The sequence below is a fragment of the Solwaraspora sp. WMMD792 genome (assembly GCF_029626105.1).
Classification (GTDB): Bacteria; Actinomycetota; Actinomycetes; order Mycobacteriales; family Micromonosporaceae; genus Micromonospora_E.
Window position 1 is genome coordinate 895,773 of record NZ_JARUBH010000009.1, and the last position, 26,310, is coordinate 922,082.

Below are 26,310 nucleotides of genomic sequence, written 5' to 3' on the forward strand. Positions count from 1 at the left end.
CGCACCCATCAGTGTCCGTCACTCAGCAACAGTGCGGACCGTACAAATGATCCACTCCATCAGCCGTATAGCGGCGGCGGCGATCAGCGACCTTTATCCTGGCGGCTGCGCGCCAGGAGGTAGCCGGCGTAGGCGGCCAGCGCCACGGCTGCCAGCGCCGCAGGCGGGCCGATCAGCGCGCCGGCCCGCTCACGAGAGCCCATCACGGCTCCGACGGAGCGGTCAGCCATCATCGACCAGCGGGACCGCCAGGACAGGGCCGACCCGATCGAGAGCGCGGAGCCGACCGACAGCACCGATCCTGCGGACCCGACGCTGCCGACGGAGGCGATCGAGCCGACGCTGCCGATCGACAGCACCGAGCCATGGGATCCGATCGACAACAGCGAGTCGGTGGACCACAACGACAGCCATGACGAGCCGGTAGATGTCATGGGGAGAGTATGCGCCCCCTGCTTTCACAGGTCGTCGGGCAGAACCCGGAACGCCGTGCGACTGCTCAGCGGACGGATGGCCCGAAAATCCCGCTGGTCCAGTGTCAACACCGCATCCGTCTCGTACTGCTCGGCCAGCACGACGTTCGTGGCGTCCGTGAGATCCAGGCGCAGTGCCGCGTACCGCGACGGGACGGTATCACTCACCGGCCGGCCGAAGCCGAATTCCGGAATGTCCAGTCCTTTGGCCAACGACGTGCCCGTAGCGCGGCGATATGGAGCGCCTCCCGGAAGTACTCCGACTCCGGACGCCCCTCCCTCGCGGCAGCCTCCTCAGCGCTGTACGACCCGGACATTCTGACGGTGTGACATGCGGTCCACCCAGCCGCCTAGTTCGACGGGCGGTCCTGCCGATGCGCGGATGCGGATGCTGTCAACGGCTACTGACGGCTGGCCGGACCGGTGTCGACGCGGGTCCGGGTGTGGCTACCAACTGCGGCGATGAGGGCGCCCGCCACCGCGACGAACGCGCCGAGACGCAGTCCGGTTCCGTAGCTCGACGCCAGAATCTCCGGTCGGGTCGAGTTGACGGCGGTAGCGCTGACGAGCACGGAGACCCCGAGGGCGATCCCGAGCTGCTGGGCGGTGTTCAGGATGCCGGAGGCTCGGCCCTTGTCCGCCTGGGCCAACCCGGCGGTACCGGCGATCGTGGCGGCGACGAACGCGGTGCCGAGCCCGAGCCCGAACAGCAGCAGTCCGGGCAGCAGGTCACGGAGGTAGGACCCGTCGACCGGCAGGCGCCCGAGCAGCATCTGCGCTGCGGCGACCAGTAGGAGCCCGGCCACGGCGAGGGCGCGGGCCGGGATCCGACCGGCGAGCCGTGCTGCGGCTGTGGTCGCGACGAGCGCGGCCAGGGCGCTGGGCGCGATGGCGAGCCCGGTTGCCGTCGAACCGAGACCGATGATTCGCTGCAGGTACAGCACGAGGAAGAATCCCTGACTGCCGACGACCGCCATCAGGCACGCGATCACGACGGCGGCGACCGGCACGGGCCCACGGGTGAGCGCCGCCAGCGGCAACAGTGGATCAGATGAGCGCGCCTCGACGATCCCGAAGGTCGCAAGCAGCACGGCGGTGCCCGCGAGGAGCAGCGCAGTGCCGGGCTCGGACCATCCCACAGTCGGTCCGCGAGTCACGGCGAACAGCAGTGTCGCTGTGCCCAGCGTCGCGGTGATCGCGCCGGGCAGGTCCAGTTGTACGGCCCGTGCGGGGGCCGCGGGCGGTGTCGGTCGCAGCACGCGGCTGGCGAGCGCGACCGCGGCGGCTCCCAACGGCACGTTGACGGCGAACACGAGGTGCCAGCCGCCGAGGTCGGTGAGGACCCCGCCGAGGATCAGGCCGGTCGCCGCGCCGGATGCGCCGAGGGCGGCCCAGATCCCGAGTACCCGGTTGCGGCCCGGTCCCTCGGGATAGAGGTCCAGCAGGAGGACGAATGCGGCTGCGGATGCGAACGCGGCTCCGGCACCCTGGACCGACCGGCCGGCGAGCAGCGCCGGCATCGTCGTGGCCACCGCGCACAGCAGCGAGGCGCCGGTGAAGGTGACGGCGCCCGCTACGAACACCCGGCGTCCTCCGGCGAGGTCGGCGACCCGGCCGGCGAGCAGCAGCAGGCCGCCGAACGCTGCCGCGTACAGGGAGAGCACGTACTGCAGGGTGTGCTCGTCGGTGGCCAGGTCGACGTGGATGGCTCCGATGGCCACCGTCGTGATCGTGCTGTCGAGCACCACCATGAACTGAACGACGCACAGTGCCGTGACCGCGGCCCTGCGTTGGGTGGCGTTACCGGTCACGCGGTCAGGCCGCCGTCGAGCGGGACGATCACGCCGTTGAGGTAATCGGCACCTGGGCCGGCGAGGAAGGTCACGACGGCGGCCACATCCGCTGCGGTAGCCAGCCGGCGGGCCGGGATCGTCGGCAGCACTTCGCGTTCGATGTCGAGGAACGCCTGGGCTGGTGCGGACATAGGGCCGTCGATGACGATGCCGGGATTCACCGCGTTGACGCGTACCCCGTCCGCGCCGTGCTCCAGCGCCCAGGTGCGGGTCAGGTTGTCCAGCGCGGCCTTGGACGAGTTGTAGATCGCCGCACCCCAGAAGGTCTTGATCGTGCCGATCGAGCTGATGTTGACGATCCGTCCGGCGCCGGACGCGACGAGGGCCGGGAGCGCGGCCTGGGTCAGGAAGAAGGCGGCCTTGTAGTTGAGCGCGACGATGCGGTCGAAGTCCTCCTCGGTGCCCTGGATCGCCGGTCCGCTGGTGTGTGCGGCGGCGTTGTTGACGAGGATGTCGAGCCTGCCGAAGCGGTCGATCGTGGTGTTGACGAGGTGGCGGTGCGTGTCGTGGTCGGTCAGGTCCGCGGCGACGAACGACGCCCGCGGCAGGTCCTTCACGACGGCCTCACCGGCCTCGGCGCGGCGGCCGACGACGGTGACCGCCGCGCCGGCCTCGGTGAGGGCGCGGGCGATGACAGCGCCGATGCCGCCGGTCGCGCCGGTGACGATTGCTACCTTGCCGTCCAGGTTTGTCGTGGCATCCATGTGATCGACCGTAGGAGCCACAGTTCATAAGGTCAAAGACCAGGATTCGATGACTTGATAATGTACGCGCATGAAGTTCGACCTGCGACACCTGGAGGCGTTCGTCGCCGTCGCCGAGGAACTGCATTTCGGCCGCGCTGCAGCCCGGCTGCACGTGGCCCAACCGGCACTCTCCCAGCAGATCCTGCGACTTGAGTCGGCTCTCGGGGTCGATCTGCTGGTGCGCGAGCGCCGCCGCACGAAGCTCAGCGACGTCGGCCGGCTCTTCCTAGCGGAGGCGCGGCGAACCCTGGAACAGGCCCGGACGGCGGAGTCGGTGGCCGAGCGGGCGCGGCACGGAGAGCTGGGCAGACTCCGCGTCGGCTACCACCCGACCGCCTCGTCCCAGCCGTTCCTCACCGCGCTCTCCGTCTTCGAGCGGGTCGTTCCCGAGGTGGAGCTGAGCCTGCGGGAGCTGCCGATGGGCGTCCTCGGCCAGCCACTGCACGACGACGTGGTGGACGTCGCGTTCCTCAGTACCCTCGGCGATGTCGACTGCGGGCAGCCGCAGCTGCGGCTGCGGACCTTGTCGACCGAGCGTTTCCTCGTCGCCGCGCCAGCCGGGCACGCGTTGTCCGCACAGGACAACGTCTCGCTGCGCGACCTCGACGGGGAGACGCTTGTCATGCTGGGCCGCGACGTCTGCGCATTCTGGCACGACGATCTGGTGTCGATGTGTGCGCGAGGCGGCTACACCCCCCAGTCGATCCGGTACGCCGGGGAACTCGGCACGCAACTCACCCTGGCTGCGGCCGGGCTCGGAGTGGCCCTGGTGCAGGAGTCCTGCAAGCTGATACGCACCGAGGGCCTCGACTACATTTCCATCCGGGACGCCGACCGTCCGGTGATCTCCGCGGCAATGTGGCGGGCGACCGACACCTCGCCGGTGCTTACCCGGTTTCTGGACCTGTTGCCGGCAGCCCCGGCGCAGCGTGACGGTTAGTCGACCAGGCGACGTGCTTGCGTCGTCGGGGTCAGTTGCCGGTGCCGAGGTTTGCCATCATCGCGGCCGGGTAGCGGTCGCCCCGTGCCGAGCCGGCCGGCACAGCCTTCTCGATCTCGGCCAGGTCGTCCGCGGAAAGCACCAGGTGGGCGGCGGGCAGGGCCTCGGTCAACCGATTGCGGGTACGGGCGCCGACGAGCGGGACGATGTCGCCGCCCTGGGCTGCCACCCACGCGATAGCCAGCTGAGCCACGGTGCAGCCCTTCGCCTCGGCCACCCGCCGCAGCGCCGCCACCAGAGCCAGGTTGTGTTCGACATTGTCACCCGAGAACCGTGGCATCCGGCTGCGGTGGTCACCCGGTCGCGCTCCGGTGTTCTGCCAGTGGCCCGAGATCAGGCCTCGGCTCAGGACACCGTACGCGGTCATCCCGACTCCCAGTTCCCGCAGCGTCGGCAGCACGTCGGCCTCCACCCCGCGCGAGATCAGCGAGTACTCGATCTGCAGGTCGGCGACCGGGTGCACGGCGTGCGCCCGGCGGATCGTCTCGGCACCCACCTCGGACAGTCCCACATGCCGCACGTACCCGGCTTCGATCATGTCCTTGATCGCGCCCACCGTATCCTCGATCGGCACGTCCGGGTCCAGTCGTGCCGGCCGGTAGATGTCGACGTAGTCGACACCCAGCCGGGTCAACGAGTGGATCAGGAAGTTCTTCACCGCCGCCGGCCGGCTGTCCTGCCCGAGGAAACCGCCGCCCGGCGCGAGCAGCGCCCCGAACTTGAGGCTCAGCACGTAACTGTCCCTCGGCCGACCGCGTAGCGCCTCAGCCAGCAGCATCTCGTTGTGCCCGGTGCCGTAGTGGTCGCCGGTGTCGATCAGCGTGAGCCCCGCGTCCAGCGCCGCATGTACCGTCGCGACGCTCTCGGCGCGGTCGGAGACGCCGTACACGCCGCTGGTCAACCCCATCGCACCCAGACCCAGTGCACCGACGGCCGGACCAGTCGTTCCCAAGGTTCGTTTCTGCATGTGCCCACCTTGCTTCCACGAGCGGACGGCCGGTAGCGGAGCGTTCATCGTGGGAGCGCCGCTCCCTGTCTCGACCCTCGCGCGCGGGGCAGCCGCCGAGGAGTATGGGGACCATGCAGCGTGAGCAGCTCGCCGACTTCCTGCGCCGCCGCCGCGAGGCAATCCGCCCCGCCGAGGTGGGCATCGCCGTCGGCCCGCGCCGCCGCATCGCGGGCCTGCGGCGCGAGGAGGTCGCGATGCTGGCCGGCATGTCGGTGGACTACGTCGTACGCCTCGAGCAGGGCCGCAGCAGCCAGCCCTCCACCCAACTGCTCGGTGCCTTGGCCCGCGCCCTGCGCCTGTCCGAGGACGAACGCGACCACCTGTTCCACCTGGCCGGCCACCAGCCCCCGCCCGCCGACGGCGTGGCCCGCCTCGCCCGCGCCGGCCTGGTCCGCATGCTGGACCTGCTGGGTGACACGGCGGCGATGGTCGTGTCCGACCTGGGGGAGGTGCTGGCGCAGAACGCGACCGCCAAGCTGCTGACCGGCGACCACACCGGGTTCACCGGTGATCGGCGGTATCTCGCCTATCGCTGGTTCGCCGAGCCCGACTCCCGCCCGGTCCACCCGCCCGTGGAGCAGGAGCGCCATTCCCGCCAGCTGGTGGCCGACCTGCGTGCCGTCGCGGGCCGACGTTGTGACGATCCGACAGTGACGGGTCTGATCGCCCGGTTGCAGGTAGCAAGCTCCGAGTTCCGCCGGCTGTGGGCCGAGCACGAGGTCGGCGCACGGCGGGCGGATCGCAAGACGTTCGTGCACCCCCGCGTCGGGCCGATCGTGCTGGACTGCGAGACCCTGGTGACCCCGGATCTGGGTCAGGAGCTGGTGGTGTTGACGCCGGCCGACACCGAGTCCCGCGAGCGCCTCGACCTACTGCGGGTGCTGGGCGTCGAAGAGTTCCCGGTCAGCTGACCGGCCGGGTCGCCACCGGCTGGGCCGAGGGCGTGAGCTGGAAGCCTGCCGGCTGGCGCTCGGTCGTGGCGGCCAGTTCGGCGACCGTGGCGGCCGGGAGGGGGATCATCGGGGTGGTGGCCAGCCAGGCGTAGATTTCCGGCAGGCTCAGGCCCGGCGGAACCGCTCCGACGAATGCCTCGAAGTACAGCGGAGTGTTGGGGCCGATGCGCCAGCTCTCGGCGAGGCCGCCGACATCGACGGTGTCGAAGCCGAAGTCGTCGATCAGCTCGGTGACCTGCGCTTTGGCGGCGAGGTCGTCGCCGGTGATGGGCAGGGCAGTGCGGTCCGGGGCGTCGGCCGGGCGGGCCAGTTCGCGCAGCAGCCTGCCGTTGACGTCGTGGAACGCCTTGACCACCGAGGAGCTGGACAGGAACCGTTGCACGAGTTCGCTGGAGGTGAGTTCGTCGGCGTCGAGTTCCGGGCGCGCCCAACCCGTCACGGCCGGTGCGTAGTTCATGGTGTCGATCACCGTCCTGCCGGCGAGCGCCTCCTGTGGCAGTTGCTCGTAGTTGGCCAGGGGAATGGTCGCGACCACGAGGTCGCCCGCCTGCGCCGCCCCGGTCGGGGTGGCGGCGCGGGCGAGCGGGCCAAGCTCGGCGACCAGGTCGCCGAGGCTCTCCGGCCCGCGCGAGTTGCTGATCACCACGTGCCAACCGGCGCCGACCGCGCTGCGGGCGATGGCGGAGCCGATGTTGCCGCTGCCGATGATGCCGAGCGTTCCTGCCATGTGACGACTCCTCTGCAAGGGGATGAAAGGGCTGCCGTGGCTACGCTAGGAGCTGCCATTGATGTGAGGTCTCGACGATGTGGTGGTGGTCATAGGTGCGCATCGGGGAGCTGGCGGCCCGCACCGGTGCGAGCGTGCGGTCGCTGCGCTACTACGAGGAGCAGGGCCTGCTGGCGGCCGACCGGGACTCGGCGGGCCGCCGCCGCTATGCCGAGACGGCCGTCGCCCGGGTGGCGCTGATTCGGCGGGGGTTCTCGGCCAGCCTGTCCAGCCGGGTGATCGCCGATCTGCTGCCGCTGCTCGAGGCCGAGTGCGTACCTCGGTCACGAGCCCTGCTGGACGCCGAGCGGGAGCGGCTGGAGGCGCAGATCGCCGCGATGACCCAGGCCCGGGTCCGCCTCGACGAAGTCATCGCCATCGCCACAGACCCCACCTGGAGATGCGACGCACCCCCACGACATCACCAAAGGGCTTGATAGACCACATTGCGGGTGTTCGAAGCTGGTCAGTGGTTCCTCCGGACCGCATGCCACGCCGCGCCGAGCAGCGCGAGTATCCGGTACAGCGTGTACAGCGCCCACAGCACGGCCAGAAGAACACCGGTGAGGACGACCGCGCCTCCCAGGTAGCGCGTGCTCTCCACCATCCAGCCGCCGGCCAGCAGGACGGAGCCCACGACGACGGCCCAGACCAGGACGCGGCCGGCTTTGGTCAGCGAGACCCACATGCGGGCGATTCCGGCACCGCCTGGCTTTGTCAAGTCGTCGACCTGGGACTGCGGGGCGATGCTGTCGATGTCTCGGGCGGCGGCTCGGTCGGTCTCATGCGGCGACTCGCGCAGCACCGCCGACAGGGCGCGCAGGTCGGCCGCGTCGCGAAGCCGTCCGGTTCGCGGATCGCCGAGCAGCACCACGGCGCGCGGGAACCCGAGCAGCCAGGCCTTGCCGTAGCCTCGTGTCGCTCCCGGTGGCCGCACCACGGCTTTGCCGCCGTGCATGTCGTCGCGTTGGGTGCGATCACCGATCGCCCGAACGAGTTCCGTACCGGCGATCGTTACCTCGGCGTCAACGAGGTCGGTGGCATGGGTGAACAGCGTGACGAACTGGGCGTACGCGGCGACGACCGCGAGTAGACCGAGTACCGCAACTGCGGTGCCGAGCAACTCGTGCAGCCGGGCCGCGAAGCCGGTGAGCAGCAACGCGGGGACGACAGCGAACAGGTACCAGCCGACGAACAGCGGGAAGCGCCGCCGGTTCAGCCAGCGCTGCGTCCGCACGCCCGCTACGCCAGGAGGGAAGGCAGGAAGTGTTCTCCCGCCGCTCGACGGTTGCCGGGCGTCCTCGCTCGGCAGCATCAGATTGAGGCGGTGGACCCGAATCTGGAGGCGGTCACCGGCCAGACCTGCCAGGTCGCGGATGAACTGCTTCTCCTCGATCTTCGGTTCGGCCAGGTCGAACAGCCGTACCGCTGGTCGTCCATCCACGGTGGCCTGAAAATCACCTGGAGCGTCCAGGCTGACGCCCGGGTCCGGCACCAGGTAGAGCGCGGGAATCGGCATACGGTGACTCTGCCCGTCGACCTCCCGGTTCTGGGTCACCACCATCGAGATCTCGGCCCACCGCAGGTCATGTCGGTACCGGCCGATCCGCACCGTCCAGCCGTCCCGGTCGACATCGACCCGAAACTCCTGCGACGCGTACTGAAGAAGGAAGGCCGCCATGAGCAGGGCGATCAGCGAGGTCACCCCGGTACAGAGCCGACCGGACACCGGAACGCCGGCAGCGAACTGCAGGCTCACCAGGTAACAGCCGAGTCCACCCAGCGACGCGGCGAGAACCACCTCAAGCACCCGGGAGCTGATTGGACGGCGCAGATTCACCCATTCATCATCATCCACCCGGCAACTCGCCGATCGCAGCTGGGCTGCCGCAGGGCGGACCGCCGGACGTGCCGATGAGCGTCCGTCAGCGGTCAGTCCTCGTCGTCGGCGTACGGATCGTAGTCAAGGTCGTAGTCCGGGTCGAGGCCGTGATCGGCCATGTAGGCCTTGGCATCCTCGGCGCGGCCCTGCGCCAGCAGGCTCCGTGCGACGACGATGAACGCTTCCCAACGATCGTCGCCTTCGACCGCGAGGGGCGCCGCGAGGGCCTCGGCGTCGACTGGACGGCCTGTCTTGAGTGCCAGCCAGGCCCGGTGCAGACGGTGCTTGCCTGGCTCTTCCACGTCGGCTGCGGCCAGGGCGGCGGCCGTGCGCTCCGCGCGTTCCGATGCCGCCGTTGGATCGCCGGCCCCGGTGAGGGTCCGGCCGACGTGTAGTGACACCTGTGCCACACCAATGGCGAGATCACTGTCGCCGACGCCTCGGGAAAAGGCCTGCGCGTAGCGGCGTGCTCAGGATCGTCGATGTTGAACGCGGCCGCTTGGCCCGGAGGTGTTTCCGATCAGGATCATGAAGTGTGGCCGGAGGAGCCGGACTTACGATTCTCCGTCACCGCAGCCCGCCCATCGTGATCGAACAGGCGATCGAGGTGGTAGTGCAGCACTGCGGTGGCAACTTCCGGGGTGCGTTGGCCGACCAGGAGACTGGTGCCGAGACCATTGGCCAGGGCGATCAGCCGGCTCGCTTCGAGGGCGGGGTCCGCGTCGGGTGCCAGGAGGCCGGTGGTGCGCGCGCGGGTCAGGGTGTCGGCGAGTTGTTGCTCCAGGCGGTCGACGCCCCGGATGAAGGGTTGTTCGGCGACTTGGGGGTCAGTCATCGCCAGGACGGCGTAGGACGTGCCGACCAGGTGGAAGACGCGGCTGGGTTCGTCGGTCGGCAGGGCCTCGATCAGGAACGCTTCGACGACCGCTCGTGGCGGTGGCGGGTCGGGTAGCCCGGCAAGGCGCTGCGCCCAACGGTGGTGGCTCTGCCGTTCCAGGTGTCGCAGGGCGCCGATCAACAGGTGTTCCTTGTTCTGAAAGTAGTACTGCACGAGTCGGAGTGACACGCCTGCCTCGGCGGCGACCGAGCGCATGGTCACGGCGTGCAGGCCTTCCCGGCCGGCGATCCGGACGAGGGCGTCGGCGATTTGTGCCCGCCGCACGGCGTGGTCGGTGGTCCTGGGCACCGCGGTCCCTCTCGTTGTGTTCGGTCTGGCTACCCTATGCTGACCTCTTTCTTGATACGGTTGTATCACTACGGGAGGGGCATGACGCAGAACAGCATTGTCGGTGCCGGTCGTAGCGGGGTAGCAGCTAAGACCGTGCTGGCGGTGGCGTGTGTCGCGCAGTTCATGGTGGTGCTCGACATCTCGGTGGTGAATGTCGCGTTGCCGTCGATCCGCGACGCGCTGCGGTTCGACGAAGCCAGCCAGCAGTGGGTGGTCAACGCCTACGCGTTGACGTTCGCCGGGTTCCTGCTGCTCGGCGGACGGTTGGCCGACTCGTTCGGGCACCGTCGTATCTTCCTGATCGGGCTGGTGCTGTTCGCCGGAGCAAGTCTCGTCGGGGGCCTGGCCGGCTCGGCGACGTTGCTGGTCGCCGCCCGCGCCGCGCAGGGGCTGGGGGCGGCGGTGCTGGCGCCGGCGACGCTGACGATTCTGACCGCTTCTTTTCCCGAAGGGCGGGTGCGGACGCAAGCGTTGGCGGTTTGGACCGCCGTCGGTGTCGCCGGAGGTACGGCAGGCAACCTTGCCGGCGGCGCGCTGACGGAGTACCTGTCGTGGCGGTGGACGTTGCTAATCAACGTGCCGATCGGGGTGGTGGTGGCCTTCCTCGCTGTGCGTCATGTGGTCGCCGACCGCCCCGGGGCCGTACGTCCACGACTGGACGTGACCGGGGCGGTGCTGGCCACAGCAGGACTGGGAGGGCTGGCGTTCGGAATCGCCGAGGCGGCGGACGCTGGGTGGTCCTCGCCGTCGGCGGTTGCCGGCCTGGTGATCGGCTCGGTGCTGTTGGCGGCGTTCGTGGCGGTCGAGGCGCGGTGGGCGGTGTCGCCGTTGATCCCGTTGCGGTTGTTCACTAACCGCTCGGTGTCGGTGGGCAACGTGGCAATGCTGCTGGCGGGGGCGTGCCTCAACCCGATGTGGTTCTTCCTCACGCTGTCCATGCAGAACGTGCTCGCCTACAGCCCGGCGCGGACCGGGCTGGCGTTCCTGCCACACACGGTGGTGACGGTCGTGGTGGGCGCTCTCGTGACGCCGTGGCTGATGCGCCACGTCGACGGGCGGATCCTCATCGCGGCGGGGTCGTCGCTGGCGGCAGCGGGGTTCTGGTGGCAGTCCCACCTGACGGTGCAGAGCAGCTACCTCGCGGGGATCCTCGGCCCAGCCGTCGTGTTCAGCATCGGTAGTGGACTGCTGAACACCCCGATCACCACTGCGGTCACCTCCGGCGTGCCGACGTCGGACGCAGGTGCGGCGTCCGGGTTGATGAACACCACCAAACAGGTCGGCGGTGCGCTGGGGCTGGCGGCTCTGGTCACTGTCGCGACCGGGTCCGGCACCGGCCCGGCCGCACAGATCGACGCCTACAACCGCGCGTTCTCCGCAATCGCCGTGATCATGATTGCCGTGGCGGTCGTCGTACTGGCGCTGCCCGCCCAGCGTGATCGACAATGATCTCCGCCTCGCCTGCGCGCGGCGGTAGCGGATCAGCAGCCGACCGTCATGATGCTCGGCGGCTTGATGCCGGAGATGAATCAAGATGCACCTGTGGCATCACGTCATCGAACGCACCCTGGTCTCCCGACCGGCACGCGGCGGTCAGCTGCGGCGCGGTGCGGCGCGGCGGCGCGGCTGCGGCAACGGCGGCACCGGGAGGCCGGCGGCCTCCAGCGCCTCCCGCTGACCGCGCGCGGCGAGCCGGTCGGCGCGTTCGTTCTCCACGTGGCCGGCGTGGCCCTTCACCCAGTGCCAGACGACCTCGTGGTGGCGGGTGACGGCCGCGTCGAGCTCCCGCCACAGGTCCTCGTTCTTGACCGGCTCGCCCGCCTTGGTCCGCCAGCCGTTGCGTTTCCAGTTCGCCATCCACGACATGACGCCGTTACGGACGTACGTGCTGTCGGTGTAGAGGTCGACGCTGGATGCCCGGGTCAGTGCGGCCAGCGCCCGGATCGGGGCGGTGAGCTCCATCCGGTTGTTCGTCGTCGCGCCGGCCTCACCGCCGCACAACTCCTTCTCGGCGTCGCCGTAGCGCAGCAGGGCACCCCAACCGCCCGGCCCCGGATTGCCGCTGCACGCGCCGTCGGTCCAGATCTGTACCCGTGTCGTCCTCAGCCCCGCCACCCGGACAACCTACTGGCCGGCTTCACCGCAGTCGTCCCGGCATGGACGTTTTCCTCCAGTCGGAGAGTCCGCTCCGGCGCGGCCCGCCGTACTTGCTGACCGGGCACGACGTCCCGGTCCGGGGTCAGCGCCAGCGAGCGCCGCAACGACGCGGTCGAGCACAGCCCGACGAGCCCGGCCGCCAGGGTGCCGTAGAGCGCCTCGATCACCGACCGCTGCGGCAGCAGGACGACCTCCAGCAGGATCCACCCGCCGAGCGCGATCCCCACCAGTGCGGTGGCGGCCCACGACCAGTGCCGGCCGGTCGCCCGTTGCACCGGGGCGAGCCAGCGCCACCGTGGTCTGCGCAGCAGCCCGAACGCGCTGACCAGCGAGCCGAGCCCGAGACCGAGCCCCAGCACCAGCCCGGGTAGCCGCCAGGTGTCGACCAACGGCAGGTCACGGAGCCATTCCGTACGCACGAATTCGTTGCCGTACGGGTACAGCCACATCTCCACGCCACCGGCGACTGCCGTGACGCCGACGAAGATCAGCGTGCCGGCCGCCACCCGTACCGTCCACGGGTGGGACCTGGTCGGCCCGGAAAGCTCGGTGGTTGAGCCCATACCTCAACAGTGGCCGCCCGACCCTGCGCCGGCATCGGGCCGAAGGTCCCGGACGCGGCGGTCAGGCGCCGGGCAGTCGGGTGGCGCGGCTCGGAGCGGCGATTCGCAGATCGGCTTCGATCTTCGCGGCGGTGGCCAGCAGGTGCGGCAGCAGTTCGCGGCGGATCGACTCGACGGTGTTGCGGCTGGCGTGCACCGAGATGTTCACCGCGGCGACCACCTTGCCGGCCCGGTCCCGGATCGGTGCCGCGACCGACCGCAGGCCTTCCTCCAGCTCCTGGTCCACGATGGCGTACCCCTGGGCGCGGACCCGGTTCAGCTCCGCCCGCAACGCCGGCATGGTGTGGACGGTACGGCCGGTGAGCCGGTCCAGCCGGCTGCGTTCCAGCCGGGCGACCGCCTCATCTTCGGGCAGGTGCGCCAGCAGCACCCGGCCGACCGAGGTCGCGTACGCCGGGAACCGGGTCCCGACGTTGATCGACACCGTCATGATCCGCGACGTCGGCACCCGGGAGACGTAGACGATCGAGTCGCCGTCCAGCACGCACACCGACGACGACTCGTGCACCTGGGCGACCAGCCGTTCCAGGTGTGGTTCGGCGACCTCGGGCAGCGAGATGCTGGACAGGTACGCGTAGCCCAGCTCCAGCACCCGGGGGGTGAGCGAGAACATCCGTCCGTCGGTGCGGACGTAGCCGAGGTCGACCAGGGTGAGCAGGAACCGGCGGGCGGCGGCGCGGGTCAGGTCGCAGATCCGGGCCACCTCGCTGAGTGTCAACTCAGGATGCTGGGCGTCGAAGGCACGGATCACGGCCAGGCCACGCTCCAACGACTGCACGAAATGAGCTTCCCGCCCGTGCTCGGTCATGATTCTCCTGTGGTGATGGTCGCCGAACCCTAACCGGGTTCCACGGTGCCCGGATCCGACGATGATCTTGCTTCGCTGTCGGAGATCCGACCATCCGGTCCCGGGTTCTCGGCCAGCACCCGCTGTGCCACCGCGTACGCGCTGTTCGCGGCCGGCACACCCGCGTAGACCGCGGTGTGCAGCAGCACCTCGTTGATCTCCTGCGCGGTCAACCCGTTGCGCAGCGCGGCCCGCACGTGCATCGCCAGCTCGTCCGTGCAGTGCAGGGCGGTCAGTACGGCGAGCGTGACGCAGCTGCGGGTCCGCCGGTCCAGCCCGTCGCGGGTCCAGACGCTGCCCCACGCGTACCGGGTGATGAAGTCCTGGAAGTCGGCGGTGAACTCGGTCGTGTTGGCCACCGCCCGGTCCACGTGCGCGTCGCCGAGGACCGCCCGGCGTACCGCCATCCCGGCGTCGTACCTCGGATCCGGCGACGGGGTCGTGGCGTCAGCCGGCGGATCGGTCGGCATCGCCGGTCACCTCCTGTCCGGTGAGATGCGTCAGGATCAGCTCGGACACCTGATCGGCCTGCTCGACGCTGGCCAGGTGCGCGGCGTCGGCGACGATCCGCAAAGTGGCGTCGGGGATGCCGGCGACGATCGTCTCGCTGTGCGACGGCGGGGTGGCCGGGTCGTCGGCGCCGGCGATCACCAGGGTCGGCGCGGTGATCCTCGGCAGCAGCCCGGTCAGGTCCATCTGTCCGATAGCGACGCAGCAGCCGGCGTACCCTTCGGCCGGGGTGGCAGCGATCATCGCGCGGGCAGCGGCGAAGACGTCGGGGCGCCGCACGGCGAACCCGGGGGTGAACCAGCGGGCCGCCACCGTGTCGGCCACCACCCCGGTGCCCTCGGCCCGCACCGTGGCCGCCCGGTCGGCCCACGCCTGCGCCGGGCCGAGCAGCGCCGAGGTGCAGCAGAGCACCAGCCGGTCGACCCGGGCGGCGGCGTGTCCGGCCAGCCACATTCCGGTCATCCCGCCGAGGGACACCCCGGCCACGTGGACCCGGTCCAGCTCCAGGCGGTCCAGCAGGGCGAGCACGTCGGCCCCGAGATCGTCCAGACTGTACGGACCGGGCGGTACCGGGGAGCGGCCGTGCCCCCGGGTGTCGTAGCGCAGCACCCGCAGCCCGGCACCGGTGAGCACCGGCACCTGCGGATCCCACATCGCCCGGGTGCTGCCCAGCGAGTTGGCCAGCAGCACCACCGGCGCACCGTCGGGTCCGACGATCTCGTGGTCGACCTCCACCGGGTGGCGGTCGGTGGTCATCAGCGGTCCTCCTGAGTCGGTCGGCTGCGGTGGGCGCGCAGCGCCCGGTCGATCAGTTCGCGGTACGCACCGAGGTAGCCGGCCGGGTCGAGCAACTCGTCCAGCTGCGCCCGGGTGAGTACCGCGCTGACCTGTGGGTCGGCGGCCAGCCGTTCGGCCAGCCCGGCGGCGGGCCCGCCGGTGACCGCCGCCTTGACGATCTCGTTGGCCCGGTGCCGGCCGAGCTGCCCGGCCAGTGCCCCGCTGACCCGTTCGGCGAGCAGCGCCCCGCCGGTCAGGTCGAGGTTGGCCCGCATCCGTACGGCGTCCACCCGCAGCCCTTCCAGGCAGGTACGTAGCCAGTAGGCGGCCGAGCCGACCGACTCCAGCAGGTTGCGCAGCGCCCGCCACTCGGCGTGCCAGCCGCCGGCCGCCCGCTGGTGCTCCTGGGTCATCGCGGCCAGCAGGGTGGCGACCAGGCCGGGCGCCTGGTCGGCGCAGGCGACGGCGGTGACGGCCGCGACCGGGTTGCGTTTGTGCGGCAGGGTCGACGATCCGCCGGGACGTTCCTCGGCCAGCTCGGCGACCTCGGTCTGGGCGTGCAGCGTGACGTCGCGGGCGATCTTGCTGATGCTGCCGGCGGTGCCGCCGAGCACGCCGGCCAGGTCGGCCAGCCGGCTCCGGTCGGTGTGCCAGGGCAACTGCGGGGCGATCAGGTCGAGCTCGGTGGCGAGCAGGTCGACCAGGGCCGGGCCGTCGGCGCCGAACGCGGCGAGGGTGCCGGCGGCGCCGCCGAGCTGAACGGCGGGGACCTCGTCCCGGACGGTGCCCAGCCGGCGGGCGGCGGTGTCCAGCGCGGTCAGCCAGCCGGCGGCGACCAGCCCGAAGGTGGTCGGCAGCGCCTGCTGCAGCAGGGTCCGGGCGGGCAGCAGGGTGTCCCGGTGCGTCTCGGCCAGCCGGGCGGCGGCTGCGGCGGCCCGCCGTACGTCGTCCAGCATCGGCCCCAGCGCCCGGCGGACCACCAGCATGGCGGCCGTGTCCAGGATGTCCTGACTGGTGGCACCGGCGTGCACGTACCGGGCGGTGTCCGGCCCGACGGCGGCGCGCAACGCGGCGACCAGCGGCACCACCGGGTTGCCGGCGCTGGTGGCACCCGCGCCGATCGCCGCCGGGTCGAACCGGTGGTCGCGGGCGGTGCCGGTGATCGCCTCGGCGGCCGCTGCCGGCACCGAGCCGCAGGCCGCCTGGGCGCGGGCCAGCGCCGCCTCGGCGTCGAGCATGGCACGCAGCCAGGCCCGGTCGTCGACGGCGGCCCGGACCCCGCCTGCGGCGAGCAGCGGGTCGAACAGACCGACCGGCGCGGGATCGTCGAGCGGCGCCTCGTTGTCGACGACCCGCCGACCGTCGACGGTCGACTCCGAGTCAGACGGCGAAGAAAACGGTTTCATGGTCGCCCTGTAGCCGGATGTCGAACCGGTAGCCGTCCGGCTCGGCGGTCGCGATCAACGTATCCCGTCGGGCCTGCGGCAGCCCGACCAGCACCGGGTCGGCGGCGTTCGCGTCGACCTCGTCCGGGAAGTAGATCCGGGTGACGACGCGGTGCAGCAGCCCACGGGCGAACACCGACACGGCGACGTGCGGGGCCTGCGGCCGCCCGTCCGGGCCGGGCACCGGCCCCGGCTTGCGGGTGCGTACCGCCCACCCGCCGGTCTCGTCGGTGGGGCAGCGGCCGAAGCCGCGGAACCCGGTCACCGCGCCGCGCGGATCGTCCGGGTGGTCGAACCGGCCCTGCGGGTCGGCCTGCCAGGTTTCGATCAGACCGTCCGGCACCGGGTCGCCGGCGCCGTCGAGGAGCCGACCGCGCAGCCAGATGGCCGCCGGGTCGGTCTCGTCGACCACGAACGGCCCGTCCGGCCAGGGCAGGCCGATCCCCAGGTAAGGCCCGACGGTCTGCGCCGGGGTCAGCCCGGTCTGCCGGTCCCAGTCCGACGCGGGCACGCTGGTGGTCACGATTCCTCCATCGGGGTCGCCTCGGTGCCGCGCAGCACGATGTCGAACCGGAAGCCGAGCGCCCATTCCTCGACCGTGTTGGCCAGGTCGAAGCTGGCGATCAGCCGTTGCCGGGCGGCCGGGTCGGGGATCGAGTTGAAGATCGGGTCGTAGGGGAACAGCGGGTCGTCGGGGAAGTACATCTGGGTGACCAGCCGCTGGGTGAAGGCCCGACCGAACAACGAGAAGTGGATGTGCGCCGGCCGCCACGCGTTGAAGTGGTTGCGCCACGGGTACGCGCCGGGCTTGATGGTGACGAACCGGTAGCGGCCCATCGAGTCGGTCACCGCCCGGCCGACGCCGGTGAAGTGCGGATCGAGCGGTACGTCGTGCTGGTCGAGCTTGTGCAGGTAGCGCCCGCCGGCGTTGGCCTGCCAGACCTCCACCAGGGTGTCCGGCACGGGCCGGCCGTCGCTGTCGCGGACCTGGCCGTGCACGACGATCCGCTGCCCCTGCGCTTCGCCGTCGCCGCTGCGGCTCAGGTCGGCGTCGGCTGCGGTGACCCGGCCCTCGCCGAGCAGCGGGCCGGTGATCTCGGTGAGCGTCTGCGGGAGCAGCACCGGCGACTCGGCCGGGGCGCGCAGCACGGTGGACTTGTAGCCGGGGGAGAGCAGCGGCGGGTGCACGGCGGTGTCGTCGCGCCGGTAGCGGGGCAGGAGCAGCCCGCCGGGGCGGTCGGCCCGTACGGGCGTGGTGTCGGGCATGGCGGTGCCTCCTTGGTCAGCTCTACCCGCCGGGGTCAGGGGTTCAGCAGTTGGCGCAGGGTGGCCAGCTCCTGCGGGGTGGGTTCGTCGGTGGTGGTCAGGTCGGCGGCGACCTTCAGCGGCCAGCCGGTGGCCGCCACGGCCTGCTCGACGCCCACGCCGGGGTGCAGCTGGGTGAGGGTCAGCTCGCAGGTGTCCGGGTCCGGGCGCAGCATGCCGAGGTCGGTGATGACCAGGGTGGGACCCCGGCCGCGCAGGCCGAGGCGTTGCCGGTCGCCGGGGCCCGCGCCGAAGCCGACGGAGGTGACGAAGTCGACCCGGTCGACGAACGTGCGCCGACTCTGCGGCACGATGACGATCACCTCGCCGCACGAGGCGGCGATCTCCGGTGCTCCGCCCGCGCCGGGCAGCCGTACCTTCGGGTCGGTGTAGTCGGCGCCGATCACCGTGGTGTTGATGTTGGCGTACCGGTCGATCTGCGCGGCGCCGAGGAAGCCGACGTCGATCCGGCCGGGCTGCAGCCAGTAGTTGAAGATCTCCGGCACCGACACGACCGTGTCGGCGGTCTCGGCGAGCACCCCGTCGCCGATGGACAGCGGCAGCCGGCCGGGCTTGGCGCCGATGGTGCCGGACTCGTAGACCAGCACCAGGTTGGGGGAGTGGGTCCGCCGGGCCAGGTTGGCCGCGGTGCTGGGCCGGCCGATGCCGACGAAGCAGCGGGCGTCGTCGCGCAGCGCCCGGGCGGCGGCGACGGTCATCATCTCGTCGCGGGTGAACCCCTCGACGGCCGGTTGCTCGTTCACTCGGCACCACCGTACGTCGCGTCGGTCCCTGCCGTGGCCAGGACGTGTTCGTCGAGCCAGCGGGTGAAGGTGTCCCGGTCCCGGCTGATCTCGTCCCACTGCTGGTAGTAGTCGTTGGCCCGGTCGCTGTAGTCCATCGCGTACGACGGGTGCGCCCCGCCGGGCACCTCGGCGACCCGGGTGACCGCCCAGCCGGGCAGCACCACGGCGCCGGGTCGGGGGGTCAGCTCGTCGACGATCTCCTCGACGGTGACCAGGGACCGTGCGGACGCCAGTACGACCTCCTTGTGGACCCCGGTGATGCCCCAGATCTGCACGTTGCCGTGCCGGTCGGCGCGTTGGGCGTGCACGATGCCGACGTCGGGATTGAGCGCCGGTACGGCGGTCAGCACCTCGCCGGTGAACGGACAGGTGATCGGGGCGATGGTCGGGGTGCGGTCGACGAGGTCGGTGCCGACGTAGCCGCGGAGTACGGCGAACGGCAGGCCGGCGGCGCCGGCGACGTACCGGTTGGCCATCCCGGCGTGGCTGTGCTCCTCGATCTCCAGCGGCCGGGGCCAGCCGCGCTGCACCGCGTCGCGGAACCGGTGCAGCGAGCCGACGCCGGGGTTGCCGGCCCAGCTGAAGATCAGCTTCTTGGCGCAGCCGGCGCCGATCAGCTGGTCGTAGACGACGTCCGGGGTCATCCGGATCAGCGTGAGGTCGCGTCGGCCCTGCCGGATGATCTCCTGCCCGGCCGCGGTAGGGATCAGGTGGGTGAATCCCTCCAGGGCGACGCTGTCGCCGTCGTGGACCAGGTCGGCGACAGCGTCCGCCAGCGAGGAAATTTCAGCCATGCATCATTCCCGGTGCGTGTGATGAACAAAAGTTCGCTAAGCGAACGGTACGGCCGGGGTTACCGGCCTGTCAACGCGGCTGCTCCAGTCCAGCGGCAGCCCCACGTAGTTCTCCGCCAGCGTGGTCGCCGCCGCGGTGGAGGTCGTCACGTACTCCAACTGGGCCACCTGGAGCCGGTGACTGAACTCGTCGGCGTCGGTGGGTCGGTGCAGCAGCCCGGTCATCCAGGAGGAGAAGTGCTGGACCCGCCAGATCCGGCGCAGGCACCGGGCCGAGTACTCGTCCAGCCCGGTCCCGCGTCCCTGACGGAACCAGGTGGTCAGCGCCTCGGCCAGGAAGCGGACGTCGGCGACCGCCAGGTTCAGGCCTTTCGCGCCGGTCGGCGGCACGATGTGTGCCGCGTCGCCGGCCAGGAACAGCTGGCCGTAGCGCATCGGTTCGGTAACGAAGCTCCGCATCGGGGTCACCCCCTGCTCCAGGATCGGGCCCTCCTTCAAGGTGAAGCCGTCGTTGGTCGCCAGCCGGGTGTGCAGCTCGTCCCAGATCCGCGCGGTCGGCCAGTCGCTCAGCTCGGTCCCGTTGGGCACCTGCAGGTAGAGCCGGGTCACCTCAGGGCTGCGCATGCTGTGCAGGGCGAACCCGCGTTCGTGCTGGGCGTAGATCAGCTCGTGCGCCGAGGGGGTGGCCTGGGCCAGCACCCCGAGCCAGCTGAACGGGTAGGTGTGCTCGACGGTGCGCCGGGCCGAGGCGGGGATAGTGCCCCGGGAGACCCCGTGGAAACCGTCACATCCGGCAACCACCAGGCAGTTCAGTTCGCGTATCGTGCCCTCGTGCGCGAACCGGATGACCGGGGCATCGCTGTCGATCCCGGCCAGCTCGACGTCGGTGACATCGAACAGGATCTCACCGCCGGCCGCCAGCCGGGCGGCGATCAGGTCCTTCACCACCTCCTGCTGACCGTAGACGGTGATCCCTCGACCGCTGGTCAGCGCGGCCAGGTCGATCCGCCGGCTGACGCCTTCGAAGCGCAGCTCAAGGCCGGTGTGCACGAGTCCTTCGCGGCGCATCCGGGCGCCGACGCCGGTGTCGGCGAGCAGTTGCGCCGTGTCGTGTTCGAGCACCCCGGCCCGGACCCGGCTCTCCACGTACGCCCGCCCGCGGGTCTCCAGCACGACCGAGTCGATACCCTCCAGATGCAGCAGGTGGGCGAGCATCAAGCCCGCTGGTCCCGCTCCGATGATGCCAACCTGGGTTCGCACGACGCTCCCTCCACCTGCCGGATTGGCAGGGACTTTTCCGATATGTGACATTGACGCGGGCCCTCGTCGGGCCGTACGTTCATCATAAGAACCACCGTTCGGTTAGCGAACACCCCTGACCGACTCAACCTCGAACCCATCCCCTGGAGGTCCCATGCGACGGCCCCTCGTCGCCCTCACCCTGGCTGCCGCGCTGCTGGTCACCGCCGCCTGTGGTTCCGACTCGTCCACCGACGAGGCCGGCGTCACCGACGACGTCACCGACGTCACTGTCGGCATCATCCCGATCGTCGACGTCGCACCGATCTACCTCGGTGAGGAGAAAGGCTTCTTCGCCAAGCGCGGCATCAACCTGACCATGGAGAGCGGCCAAGGTGGCGCCGCCATCGTCCCCGGCGTGGTCAGCGAGCAGTTCCAGTTCGGCTTCAGCAACGTGACCTCGCTGCTCACCGCACAGACCCGCGACGTGCCGGTGCAGATCGTCGCCAACGGCGTTGCCTCGACCGGCAACCCCGAGGGCGACTTCGGCGGCGTGGTGGTCCGCGAGGACAGCCCGATCCAGACCGCCGCCGACCTGGCCGGCAAGAAGGTCGCGGTGAACACGCTGAAGAACATCGGCGACACCAGCGTCCGCGAGTCGGTGCGCAAGGCCGGCGGCAACCCGGACGACATCGAGTTCGTCGAGATGGCGTTCCCGCAGATGCCGGCCGCCGTCGCCAACGGCGACGTCGACGCCGCCTGGATGGTCGAGCCGTCGCTCGCCATCGCCAAGGACGCCGGCGGCCGGGTCGTCGCCTGGAACTTCGTCGACACCGCCCCGAACCTGACCGTCGCGGTCTACTTCACCAGCACCAAGCTCGCCCAGGAGAACCCCGAGCTGGTCGAGAACTTCCAGGAGGCGATGGCCGAGTCGCTGTCCTACGCCAACGCCCACCCCGACGAGGTGCGCACCGTGCTGCGCAGCTACACCGACATCGACCAGGCGATCCTGGACGCGATGACGCTGCCGATGTGGCCGGCCGAGATCAACCGGGCGTCGATCGAGCGGGTCGCCGAGCTCGGTCTCGCCGACGGTGTCTTCGAGTCCGAGCCCGATCTGGACGCCCTGCTGCCGTGACAGCGGTCGACAACACCCCGGTCGGGGCCGGCTCCGCCGGCCCCGACCGGGGCACGTCATCAGCAGCCCACCGGGCCGCACCCAGCCGACGCCGTCGGCCGCCGACGGCGCTGCTCGGCGTCGCCGGCCTGGCCGGTCTGCTGGTCCTGGTGCAGGTCCTCCCGTCGACCCCGCTCGTCTCGGCGCGCTACCTGCCGCCGGCCACCGAGATCCTCGCCGCCCTGGTCGAGCTGCTCGGCGACGGTGCCTTCTGGTCGGCGCTCGGCGACACGCTGACCGGCTGGGCGATCGGCCTGGCCATCGCGGTCAGCGCCGGCATCGCGCTCGGCGTGCTGATCGGTTCGGTGCCGGCGCTGCGCGCGGTCACCGCCTCGACGATCGAGTTCCTGCGGCCGATCCCGTCGGTCGCGCTGATCCCGCTCGCCGTGCTGCTCTACGGCACCGGCCTCGAATCCACCCTGCTGCTGGTCGTCTACGCCGCGTTCTGGCAGGTGCTGGTCCAGGTCCTGTACGGCGTACAGGACGTCGACCCGGTCGCCGACGAGACCGCCCGCAGCTACGGCCTCGGCCGGTGGGCCCGAATCCGCCACGTCATCTGGCCGACCTCGTTGCCGTACGTGATGACCGGCGTGCGGCTCGCCGCCGCCGTCGCCCTGGTGCTGGCGATCACCGCGGAACTGGTCATCGGCGCACCCGGGCTGGGCAACCGGATCGCCGTCGCGCAGACCTCCGGCGCCGTCGACCTGATGTACGCCCTGGTGGTGGTCACCGGACTGCTCGGCGTCGGGATCAACCTGATCGCCCGGGCGGTCGAGCGGCGGGCACTGTCCTGGCACCAGTCGATGCGCGGCGAGGTGATCGTGTGAGGGCGGCCGGGGTGCTGAAGCGGGCCGGGCTGGTCGTCGCGCTGCCGGCCGTACTGCTCGCCGTCTGGTGGTTCAGCAGTGCCGGCAGCACCAGCTTCTACGCGCCGCCGCTGAGCAAGATCCTCGGCACCTTCGCCGAGACCTGGACCGTCGAGCGCCTGCGGGCCGACGTGCTGCCCAGCCTGCTGCGGCTGGCCGCCGGCTACGCGGTGGCGGTGCTCGTCGGCGTCGCGCTCGGCGTACTGGTCGGCAGCATCCGCACCGTGCGGGCTACGTTGGAACCGGTGCTGGAGTTCTTCCGGGCCATCCCGCCGCCGGTGCTGGTGCCGATCATCATGCTCTTCGCCGGCATCGAGAACACCATGAAGATCGTGGTGATCGCCGCAGGCTGCGTCTGGCCGATCCTGCTCAACACCGTCGAGGGCGTGCGCGCCACCGACGAGGTGCTCTCCGACACGGCCCGCTCCTACGGCCTGACCGGCCCGGCCCGGCTGCGGCACCTGGTGCTGCCGGCGGCCAGCCCGCAGATCGCCGCCGGCATGCGCCAGGCCCTGTCGATCGGCATCATCCTGATGGTGATCAGCGAGATGTTCGCGGCTAGCAACGGTCTCGGGTTCACCATCGTGCAGTTCCAGCGCACCTTCGCGATCCCGCAGATGTGGACCGGCATCCTGCTGCTCGGTCTGCTCGGCTTCGCCCTGTCGGTGCTCTTCCGCTTCGTCGAGATGCGGGCGTTGGCCTGGTACCACGGCCTGCGCCAGGCGCAGCGAAGCTCATGACCCGCTGCCCGGCGCGGCCGGCCGGCGTGGCGGCGCCGGAAACGATAGAGAGGTAACGAGCCCATGCTCGATGTCCAGGGCCTGCGCAAGGTCTACGACGGGCGGCAACGCCAGGTCGAGGCGGTGCGCGACCTCACCTTCACCATCGACGACGGCGACCTGGTCTGCCTGGTCGGCCCCTCCGGCTGCGGCAAGACCACCCTGCTCAAGTGCATGGCCGGGCTGCTGCCGCCGACCTCCGGCGAGGTCCGGCTGCGCGGCAGGCCGATCACCGGGCCGCCGCCCGGCATGGCGGTCGTCTTCCAGGAGTACGGGCGCAGCCTGTTCCCGTGGATGAGCGTGCGGGACAACGTCGAGCTGCCGCTGCGGCAGAAGCGCATCGCCCGGGGCAAGCGTCGGGAACTGGTCGACGAGGCGCTCGCCGCCGTCGGTCTGGCCGACACCCACAACGCCTACCCGTGGCAGCTGTCCGGCGGCATGCAGCAGCGGGTGGCGATCGCCCGCGCGGTCGCGTACCAGCCGGACGTGCTGTTGATGGACGAGCCGTTCGCGGCGGTCGACGCCCAGACCCGCGCGGACCTGGAGGACCTGATCCGCCAGCTGTGGCAGCGGCTCGGGGTGACCATCCTGTTCGTCACCCACGACATCGACGAGGCGGTCTACCTGGGGCAGCGGGTGCTGATCCTGTCCTCGTCGCCGACCGTGGTGCAGGAGAGCCTGCGGATCGACCTGCCGGACACCCGCGACCAGCTGCACACCCGCGCCGAGCCGCGCTTCACCCAACTGCGCGGGCACGTCTACGAGCAGATCCAGGCGGCCAAGCGGGGGCAGCGACCGCCCGCCCAGGCCGGCCGGCCCTGACCCTTTCCGCCCTTTCCGAGGAGGACCGAGATGCCCGCCGCCTATCTCGTCGCCGGGGTGCGCACGCCGTTCGGCCGCTACGCCGGGGCGCTCGCCCCGGTGCGTCCGGACGACCTGGCCGCCCACGTGATCCGCGAACTCGTCGCCCGGCACCCCTCGGTCGACTGGGACGCCGTCGACGACGTGGTGCTCGGCTGCGCCAACCAGGCCGGCGAGGACAACCGCAACGTGGCCCGGATGGCGGCGCTGCTGGCCGGCCTGCCGACCCGGACCAGCGGCACCACGGTGAACCGGCTCTGCGGCTCCGGGCTGGACGCGGTGGCGATCGCCGCCCGCTCGGTGGTCGCCGGCGAGGCGGACCTGGTCGTCGCCGGCGGGGTGGAGAGCATGAGCCGGGCGCCGTTCGTGCTGCCGAAGGCGGCCACGGCGTACGCGCGCACCGCGGAGATCCACGACACCACGATCGGCTGGCGGCTGGTCAACCCGCTGATGCGGGCCGGCTGGGGCACCGACTCGATGCCGGAGACGGCGGAGAACGTGGCCGCCGAGTACGGCGTGGAGCGGGCCGCGCAGGACGCCTTCGCGCTGCGGTCCCAGCAGCGGGCCGCCCAGGCCCAGGCGAGCGGCCGGTTGGCCACCGAGATCGTGCCGATCGAGGTGCCGCAGGGCCGCAGGGACACGGTGACCGTTTCGGTCGACGAACACCCCCGACAGACGTCGCTGGAGAAGCTGGCCGCCCTGCCGACACCGTTCCGTGCCGGCGGTACGGTGACCGCCGGCAACTCCTCCGGGGTCAACGACGGCGCGGTCGCGCTGCTGGTGGCCAGTGACGCGGCCGTCCGGCGGTACGGTCTCACCCCGCTGGCCCGGGTGGCCGGCGCGGCCACCGCTGGCGTCGAGCCCCGGGTGATGGGCATCGGCCCGGTACCGGCCACCCGCCGATTGCTCGGTCGGCTGGGCGTCGAGCTGTCCGAGGTGGACGTCGTGGAGCTCAACGAGGCGTTCGCCGCGCAGGCGGTGGCGGTGCTGCGGGAACTGGGCCTGCCGGCCGAGGCGGAGCACGTCAACCCGAACGGCGGGGCGATCGCCCTCGGGCACCCGCTCGGGGCCAGCGGGGCGCGGCTGGCGCTGACCGCTGCGCTGGAGCTCGGGGTCCGCGACGCCGACCGGGCGCTGTGCACGATGTGCATCGGGGTCGGGCAGGGCATTTCCCTGCTGCTCGAGTCGGCCAGCTGAGATAGTGCCGATCTGCCGATCCGGTGGGCGGGTGTCGGGCCGGATCAGGGCAATGTCGTGAACCTGCCAACGGTGCACATTCCACCGTCGTGGCGTTAGCATGGGCCGGCGCCCGGTGCGGACGGCTGGTGCCCGTGCCGACCCCGCCCGTCACGCCAGGGCCGACGCGGACGTCGCGAACGAGCTGGAGGCAGGATGGCGGAGCAGGCCAGTGGAGTCCCGGCCGGAGTAGACCTGAGCCGCCCCAGCGCCGCGCGGGTCTACGACTACTTCCTCGGCGGGGCCCACAACTTCGACGTGGACCGGCAACTCGCCGAGCAGATCGCCGCGATGACGCCGCACCTGGCGGAGACCATGCGGGCCGGTCGGGCGTTCCTGCGTCGGGCGGTGCGGGCGCTGCTCGCCGACGGCGTCGACCAGTTCCTGGACATCGGCTCCGGCATCCCGACGGTGGGCAACGTCCACGAGGTGGCCCACGCGGTCAACCCGGCGGCCACCGTGGTCTACGTGGACATCGACCCGGTGGCCGTGGCGCACAGTCGGAGCATCCTGGCCGAAGTGGAGCGGGCCGCGGTCCTGCAGGCCGATCTGCGCGAACCGGAGGCGATCTGCGCGCAGGCCGCCGCGACCGGTCTGATCGACTTCACCCGTCCGGTCGGCATCCTGCTCGCCGGGGTGGCGCACTTCGTGCCCGACGCCGACGATCCGCAGGGCGTACTGCGGCGGCTGCGGTCGGCCGCGGCGGTCGGCAGCTACCTGGTGATCTCCCACGCCACCTACGAGGACCAGCCGCCGGAAGTGCTGGCCGCGCAGCGGTTGTCGGCCCGGACCGACACCGAGATCACGTTGCGCTCGCGAGCCGAGGTGACCGCGATGTTCGGTGACTTCGCCATCGTCGACCCGGGAGTGGTCCATCTGCCACTGTGGCGGCCGGACCCGGACGCCGACGTGGACGCGCACCCGGAGCGGTTCGGCGCCTTCGGCGGCGTCGCCCGCCTGGACGCCGCCGCGGTCTGA

30 protein-coding genes are annotated in these 26,310 nt (G+C 71.2%); 10 read left to right on the forward strand and 20 right to left on the reverse strand.

What is annotated here, in order from left to right; genetic code table 11:
- Positions 1-83: 83 nt before the first annotated feature.
- From O7629_RS05575 to O7629_RS05590, 4 genes are all read right to left on the reverse strand, one after another.
- On the reverse strand, positions 84-434 hold the full coding sequence (locus O7629_RS05575; RefSeq protein WP_278167899.1) for a hypothetical protein: 351 nt from the start codon (positions 432-434) through the stop codon (positions 84-86).
- 24 nt (positions 435-458) lie between these two features.
- Positions 459-686, reverse strand: a complete 228-nt coding sequence (locus O7629_RS05580; protein ID WP_278167900.1) for a hypothetical protein — start codon at positions 684-686, stop codon at positions 459-461.
- A 188-nt stretch (positions 687-874) separates the two neighbouring features.
- Entirely contained in the window at positions 875-2,284 is a 1,410-nt protein-coding gene (locus O7629_RS05585; RefSeq protein WP_278167901.1) for an MFS transporter, read from the reverse strand.
- Complete coding sequence (locus O7629_RS05590) at positions 2,281-3,030, reverse strand: glucose 1-dehydrogenase (protein WP_278167902.1); 750 nt, start codon at positions 3,028-3,030, stop codon at positions 2,281-2,283. Before O7629_RS05590 ends, O7629_RS05585 begins: the two co-directional genes overlap by 4 nt.
- Positions 3,031-3,100: 70 nt before the next feature.
- On the opposite strand from O7629_RS05590, the gene O7629_RS05595 reads away from it, so the two are divergent.
- Positions 3,101-4,012 carry a LysR substrate-binding domain-containing protein gene (locus O7629_RS05595; protein ID WP_278167904.1) on the forward strand — a complete coding sequence of 304 codons (912 nt, stop codon included), beginning with the start codon at positions 3,101-3,103 and terminating at the stop codon, positions 4,010-4,012.
- 31 nt (positions 4,013-4,043) lie between these two features.
- Here the strand turns inward: O7629_RS05595 and O7629_RS05600 are convergent, their stop codons facing one another.
- Positions 4,044-5,039, reverse strand: a complete 996-nt coding sequence (locus tag O7629_RS05600; RefSeq protein WP_278167915.1) for an aldo/keto reductase — start codon at positions 5,037-5,039, stop codon at positions 4,044-4,046.
- Between the two features lie 113 nt (positions 5,040-5,152).
- Between O7629_RS05600 and O7629_RS05605 the strand changes: the two genes are divergently transcribed.
- A complete protein-coding gene (locus tag O7629_RS05605) occupies positions 5,153-5,992 on the forward strand; it encodes a helix-turn-helix transcriptional regulator (RefSeq protein ID WP_278167917.1) in 840 nt (279 codons plus the stop codon).
- Here the strand turns inward: O7629_RS05605 and O7629_RS05610 are convergent.
- Positions 5,985-6,761, reverse strand: a complete 777-nt coding sequence (locus O7629_RS05610) for an NADPH-dependent F420 reductase (RefSeq protein WP_278167919.1) — start codon at positions 6,759-6,761, stop codon at positions 5,985-5,987. The genes O7629_RS05605 and O7629_RS05610 overlap by 8 nt on opposite strands.
- Before the next feature lie 95 nt (positions 6,762-6,856).
- On the opposite strand from O7629_RS05610, the gene O7629_RS05615 reads away from it, so the two are divergent.
- Complete coding sequence (locus O7629_RS05615; protein ID WP_278167921.1) at positions 6,857-7,237, forward strand: MerR family transcriptional regulator; 381 nt, start codon at positions 6,857-6,859, stop codon at positions 7,235-7,237.
- Positions 7,238-7,266: 29 nt separating this feature from the next.
- On the opposite strand, the gene O7629_RS05620 is transcribed toward O7629_RS05615, so the two are convergent.
- The 3 genes from O7629_RS05620 to O7629_RS05630 form a co-directional block, all read right to left on the reverse strand.
- Positions 7,267-8,640 (reverse strand): hypothetical protein, encoded by a 1,374-nt coding sequence (locus O7629_RS05620; RefSeq protein WP_278167922.1) that lies wholly within the window; start codon positions 8,638-8,640, stop codon positions 7,267-7,269.
- Positions 8,641-8,732: 92 nt separating this feature from the next.
- Positions 8,733-9,083 (reverse strand): hypothetical protein, encoded by a 351-nt coding sequence (locus O7629_RS05625; protein ID WP_278167923.1) that lies wholly within the window; start codon positions 9,081-9,083, stop codon positions 8,733-8,735.
- A gap of 125 nt (positions 9,084-9,208) precedes the next feature.
- The gene (locus O7629_RS05630; protein ID WP_278167924.1) at positions 9,209-9,868 is read right to left on the reverse strand and encodes a TetR/AcrR family transcriptional regulator; all 660 of its coding nucleotides are present in this window, start codon (positions 9,866-9,868) and stop codon (positions 9,209-9,211) included.
- Between the two features lie 81 nt (positions 9,869-9,949).
- On the opposite strand from O7629_RS05630, the gene O7629_RS05635 reads away from it, so the two are divergent.
- On the forward strand, positions 9,950-11,359 hold the full coding sequence (locus O7629_RS05635; protein WP_278167925.1) for an MFS transporter: 1,410 nt from the start codon (positions 9,950-9,952) through the stop codon (positions 11,357-11,359).
- Positions 11,360-11,503: 144 nt separating this feature from the next.
- Here O7629_RS05635 and rnhA read toward each other — a convergent pair whose 3' ends face one another.
- The 11 genes from rnhA to O7629_RS05690 form a co-directional block, all read right to left on the reverse strand.
- Complete coding sequence (gene rnhA / locus O7629_RS05640; RefSeq protein WP_278174419.1) at positions 11,504-12,016, reverse strand: ribonuclease HI; 513 nt, start codon at positions 12,014-12,016, stop codon at positions 11,504-11,506.
- Positions 12,013-12,630 (reverse strand): hypothetical protein, encoded by a 618-nt coding sequence (locus O7629_RS05645; protein WP_278167927.1) that lies wholly within the window; start codon positions 12,628-12,630, stop codon positions 12,013-12,015. Before O7629_RS05645 ends, rnhA begins: the two co-directional genes overlap by 4 nt.
- 61 nt (positions 12,631-12,691) lie before the next feature.
- The gene (locus O7629_RS05650) at positions 12,692-13,498 is read right to left on the reverse strand and encodes an IclR family transcriptional regulator C-terminal domain-containing protein (protein ID WP_278167928.1); all 807 of its coding nucleotides are present in this window, start codon (positions 13,496-13,498) and stop codon (positions 12,692-12,694) included.
- Positions 13,499-13,527: 29 nt separating this feature from the next.
- The gene (gene pcaC, locus O7629_RS05655; RefSeq protein WP_278167929.1) at positions 13,528-14,007 is read right to left on the reverse strand and encodes a 4-carboxymuconolactone decarboxylase; all 480 of its coding nucleotides are present in this window, start codon (positions 14,005-14,007) and stop codon (positions 13,528-13,530) included.
- Positions 13,985-14,803 (reverse strand): 3-oxoadipate enol-lactonase, encoded by an 819-nt coding sequence (pcaD, locus tag O7629_RS05660; RefSeq protein ID WP_278167930.1) that lies wholly within the window; start codon positions 14,801-14,803, stop codon positions 13,985-13,987. Before pcaD ends, pcaC begins: the two co-directional genes overlap by 23 nt.
- Complete coding sequence (pcaB, locus tag O7629_RS05665; RefSeq protein WP_278167931.1) at positions 14,803-16,230, reverse strand: 3-carboxy-cis,cis-muconate cycloisomerase; 1,428 nt, start codon at positions 16,228-16,230, stop codon at positions 14,803-14,805. The genes pcaD and pcaB overlap by 1 nt, the downstream gene beginning before the upstream one ends.
- The gene (pcaG, locus tag O7629_RS05670; protein WP_278167932.1) at positions 16,205-16,792 is read right to left on the reverse strand and encodes a protocatechuate 3,4-dioxygenase subunit alpha; all 588 of its coding nucleotides are present in this window, start codon (positions 16,790-16,792) and stop codon (positions 16,205-16,207) included. The genes pcaB and pcaG overlap by 26 nt, the downstream gene beginning before the upstream one ends.
- Complete coding sequence (pcaH, locus tag O7629_RS05675; RefSeq protein WP_278167933.1) at positions 16,789-17,535, reverse strand: protocatechuate 3,4-dioxygenase subunit beta; 747 nt, start codon at positions 17,533-17,535, stop codon at positions 16,789-16,791. Before pcaH ends, pcaG begins: the two co-directional genes overlap by 4 nt.
- Positions 17,536-17,570: 35 nt before the next feature.
- Entirely contained in the window at positions 17,571-18,296 is a 726-nt protein-coding gene (locus tag O7629_RS05680; RefSeq protein ID WP_347403717.1) for a CoA-transferase, read from the reverse strand.
- Between the two features lie 38 nt (positions 18,297-18,334).
- A complete protein-coding gene (locus tag O7629_RS05685; RefSeq protein ID WP_278167935.1) occupies positions 18,335-19,174 on the reverse strand; it encodes a CoA transferase subunit A in 840 nt (279 codons plus the stop codon).
- 36 nt (positions 19,175-19,210) lie between these two features.
- Positions 19,211-20,434, reverse strand: coding sequence for a 4-hydroxybenzoate 3-monooxygenase (locus tag O7629_RS05690; protein WP_278167936.1), 1,224 nt, complete (start codon positions 20,432-20,434; stop codon positions 19,211-19,213).
- Between the two features lie 154 nt (positions 20,435-20,588).
- Between O7629_RS05690 and O7629_RS05695 the strand changes: the two genes are divergently transcribed.
- The 6 genes from O7629_RS05695 (at position 20,589) to O7629_RS05720 (ending at position 26,310) form a co-directional block, all read left to right on the forward strand.
- Positions 20,589-21,551: an ABC transporter substrate-binding protein gene (locus O7629_RS05695; RefSeq protein ID WP_278167937.1), complete on the forward strand. Its 963-nt coding sequence runs from the start codon at positions 20,589-20,591 to the stop codon at positions 21,549-21,551.
- The gene (locus tag O7629_RS05700) at positions 21,548-22,417 is read left to right on the forward strand and encodes an ABC transporter permease (protein ID WP_278167938.1); all 870 of its coding nucleotides are present in this window, start codon (positions 21,548-21,550) and stop codon (positions 22,415-22,417) included. Before O7629_RS05695 ends, O7629_RS05700 begins: the two co-directional genes overlap by 4 nt.
- Positions 22,414-23,196, forward strand: a complete 783-nt coding sequence (locus tag O7629_RS05705; RefSeq protein ID WP_278167939.1) for an ABC transporter permease — start codon at positions 22,414-22,416, stop codon at positions 23,194-23,196. Before O7629_RS05700 ends, O7629_RS05705 begins: the two co-directional genes overlap by 4 nt.
- Positions 23,197-23,259: 63 nt before the next feature.
- Positions 23,260-24,057, forward strand: a complete 798-nt coding sequence (locus tag O7629_RS05710; protein WP_278167940.1) for an ABC transporter ATP-binding protein — start codon at positions 23,260-23,262, stop codon at positions 24,055-24,057.
- 30 nt (positions 24,058-24,087) lie between these two features.
- Positions 24,088-25,293, forward strand: coding sequence for a 3-oxoadipyl-CoA thiolase (gene pcaF, locus O7629_RS05715; RefSeq protein ID WP_278167941.1), 1,206 nt, complete (start codon positions 24,088-24,090; stop codon positions 25,291-25,293).
- Positions 25,294-25,488: 195 nt separating this feature from the next.
- Entirely contained in the window at positions 25,489-26,310 is an 822-nt protein-coding gene (locus O7629_RS05720; protein WP_278167942.1) for an SAM-dependent methyltransferase, read from the forward strand.

What these genes read in the sequence shown, in the direction of transcription:
- O7629_RS05650 (WP_278167928.1), bottom strand. Translation starts at nt 13,498, where the DNA reads ATGACCGAGCACGGGCGGGAAGCTCATTTCGTGCAGTCGTTGGAGCGT.
- O7629_RS05635 (WP_278167925.1), top strand. Translation starts at nt 9,950, where the DNA reads ATGACGCAGAACAGCATTGTCGGTGCCGGTCGTAGCGGGGTAGCAGCT.
- O7629_RS05600 (WP_278167915.1), bottom strand. Translation starts at nt 5,039, where the DNA reads ATGCAGAAACGAACCTTGGGAACGACTGGTCCGGCCGTCGGTGCACTG.
- pcaC (WP_278167929.1), bottom strand. Translation starts at nt 14,007, where the DNA reads ATGCCGACCGATCCGCCGGCTGACGCCACGACCCCGTCGCCGGATCCG.
- O7629_RS05645 (WP_278167927.1), bottom strand. Translation starts at nt 12,630, where the DNA reads ATGGGCTCAACCACCGAGCTTTCCGGGCCGACCAGGTCCCACCCGTGG.
- O7629_RS05605 (WP_278167917.1), top strand. Translation starts at nt 5,153, where the DNA reads ATGCAGCGTGAGCAGCTCGCCGACTTCCTGCGCCGCCGCCGCGAGGCA.
- pcaF (WP_278167941.1), top strand. Translation starts at nt 24,088, where the DNA reads ATGCCCGCCGCCTATCTCGTCGCCGGGGTGCGCACGCCGTTCGGCCGC.
- O7629_RS05685 (WP_278167935.1), bottom strand. Translation starts at nt 19,174, where the DNA reads ATGGCTGAAATTTCCTCGCTGGCGGACGCTGTCGCCGACCTGGTCCAC.
- pcaH (WP_278167933.1), bottom strand. Translation starts at nt 17,535, where the DNA reads ATGCCCGACACCACGCCCGTACGGGCCGACCGCCCCGGCGGGCTGCTC.
- O7629_RS05595 (WP_278167904.1), top strand. Translation starts at nt 3,101, where the DNA reads ATGAAGTTCGACCTGCGACACCTGGAGGCGTTCGTCGCCGTCGCCGAG.
- O7629_RS05590 (WP_278167902.1), bottom strand. Translation starts at nt 3,030, where the DNA reads ATGGATGCCACGACAAACCTGGACGGCAAGGTAGCAATCGTCACCGGC.
- pcaD (WP_278167930.1), bottom strand. Translation starts at nt 14,803, where the DNA reads ATGACCACCGACCGCCACCCGGTGGAGGTCGACCACGAGATCGTCGGA.
- O7629_RS05610 (WP_278167919.1), bottom strand. Translation starts at nt 6,761, where the DNA reads ATGGCAGGAACGCTCGGCATCATCGGCAGCGGCAACATCGGCTCCGCC.
- pcaB (WP_278167931.1), bottom strand. Translation starts at nt 16,230, where the DNA reads ATGAAACCGTTTTCTTCGCCGTCTGACTCGGAGTCGACCGTCGACGGT.
- O7629_RS05695 (WP_278167937.1), top strand. Translation starts at nt 20,589, where the DNA reads ATGCGACGGCCCCTCGTCGCCCTCACCCTGGCTGCCGCGCTGCTGGTC.
- O7629_RS05575 (WP_278167899.1), bottom strand. Translation starts at nt 434, where the DNA reads ATGACATCTACCGGCTCGTCATGGCTGTCGTTGTGGTCCACCGACTCG.
- O7629_RS05710 (WP_278167940.1), top strand. Translation starts at nt 23,260, where the DNA reads ATGCTCGATGTCCAGGGCCTGCGCAAGGTCTACGACGGGCGGCAACGC.
- O7629_RS05720 (WP_278167942.1), top strand. Translation starts at nt 25,489, where the DNA reads ATGGCGGAGCAGGCCAGTGGAGTCCCGGCCGGAGTAGACCTGAGCCGC.
- O7629_RS05680 (WP_347403717.1), bottom strand. Translation starts at nt 18,296, where the DNA reads ATGATGACCGTCGCCGCCGCCCGGGCGCTGCGCGACGACGCCCGCTGC.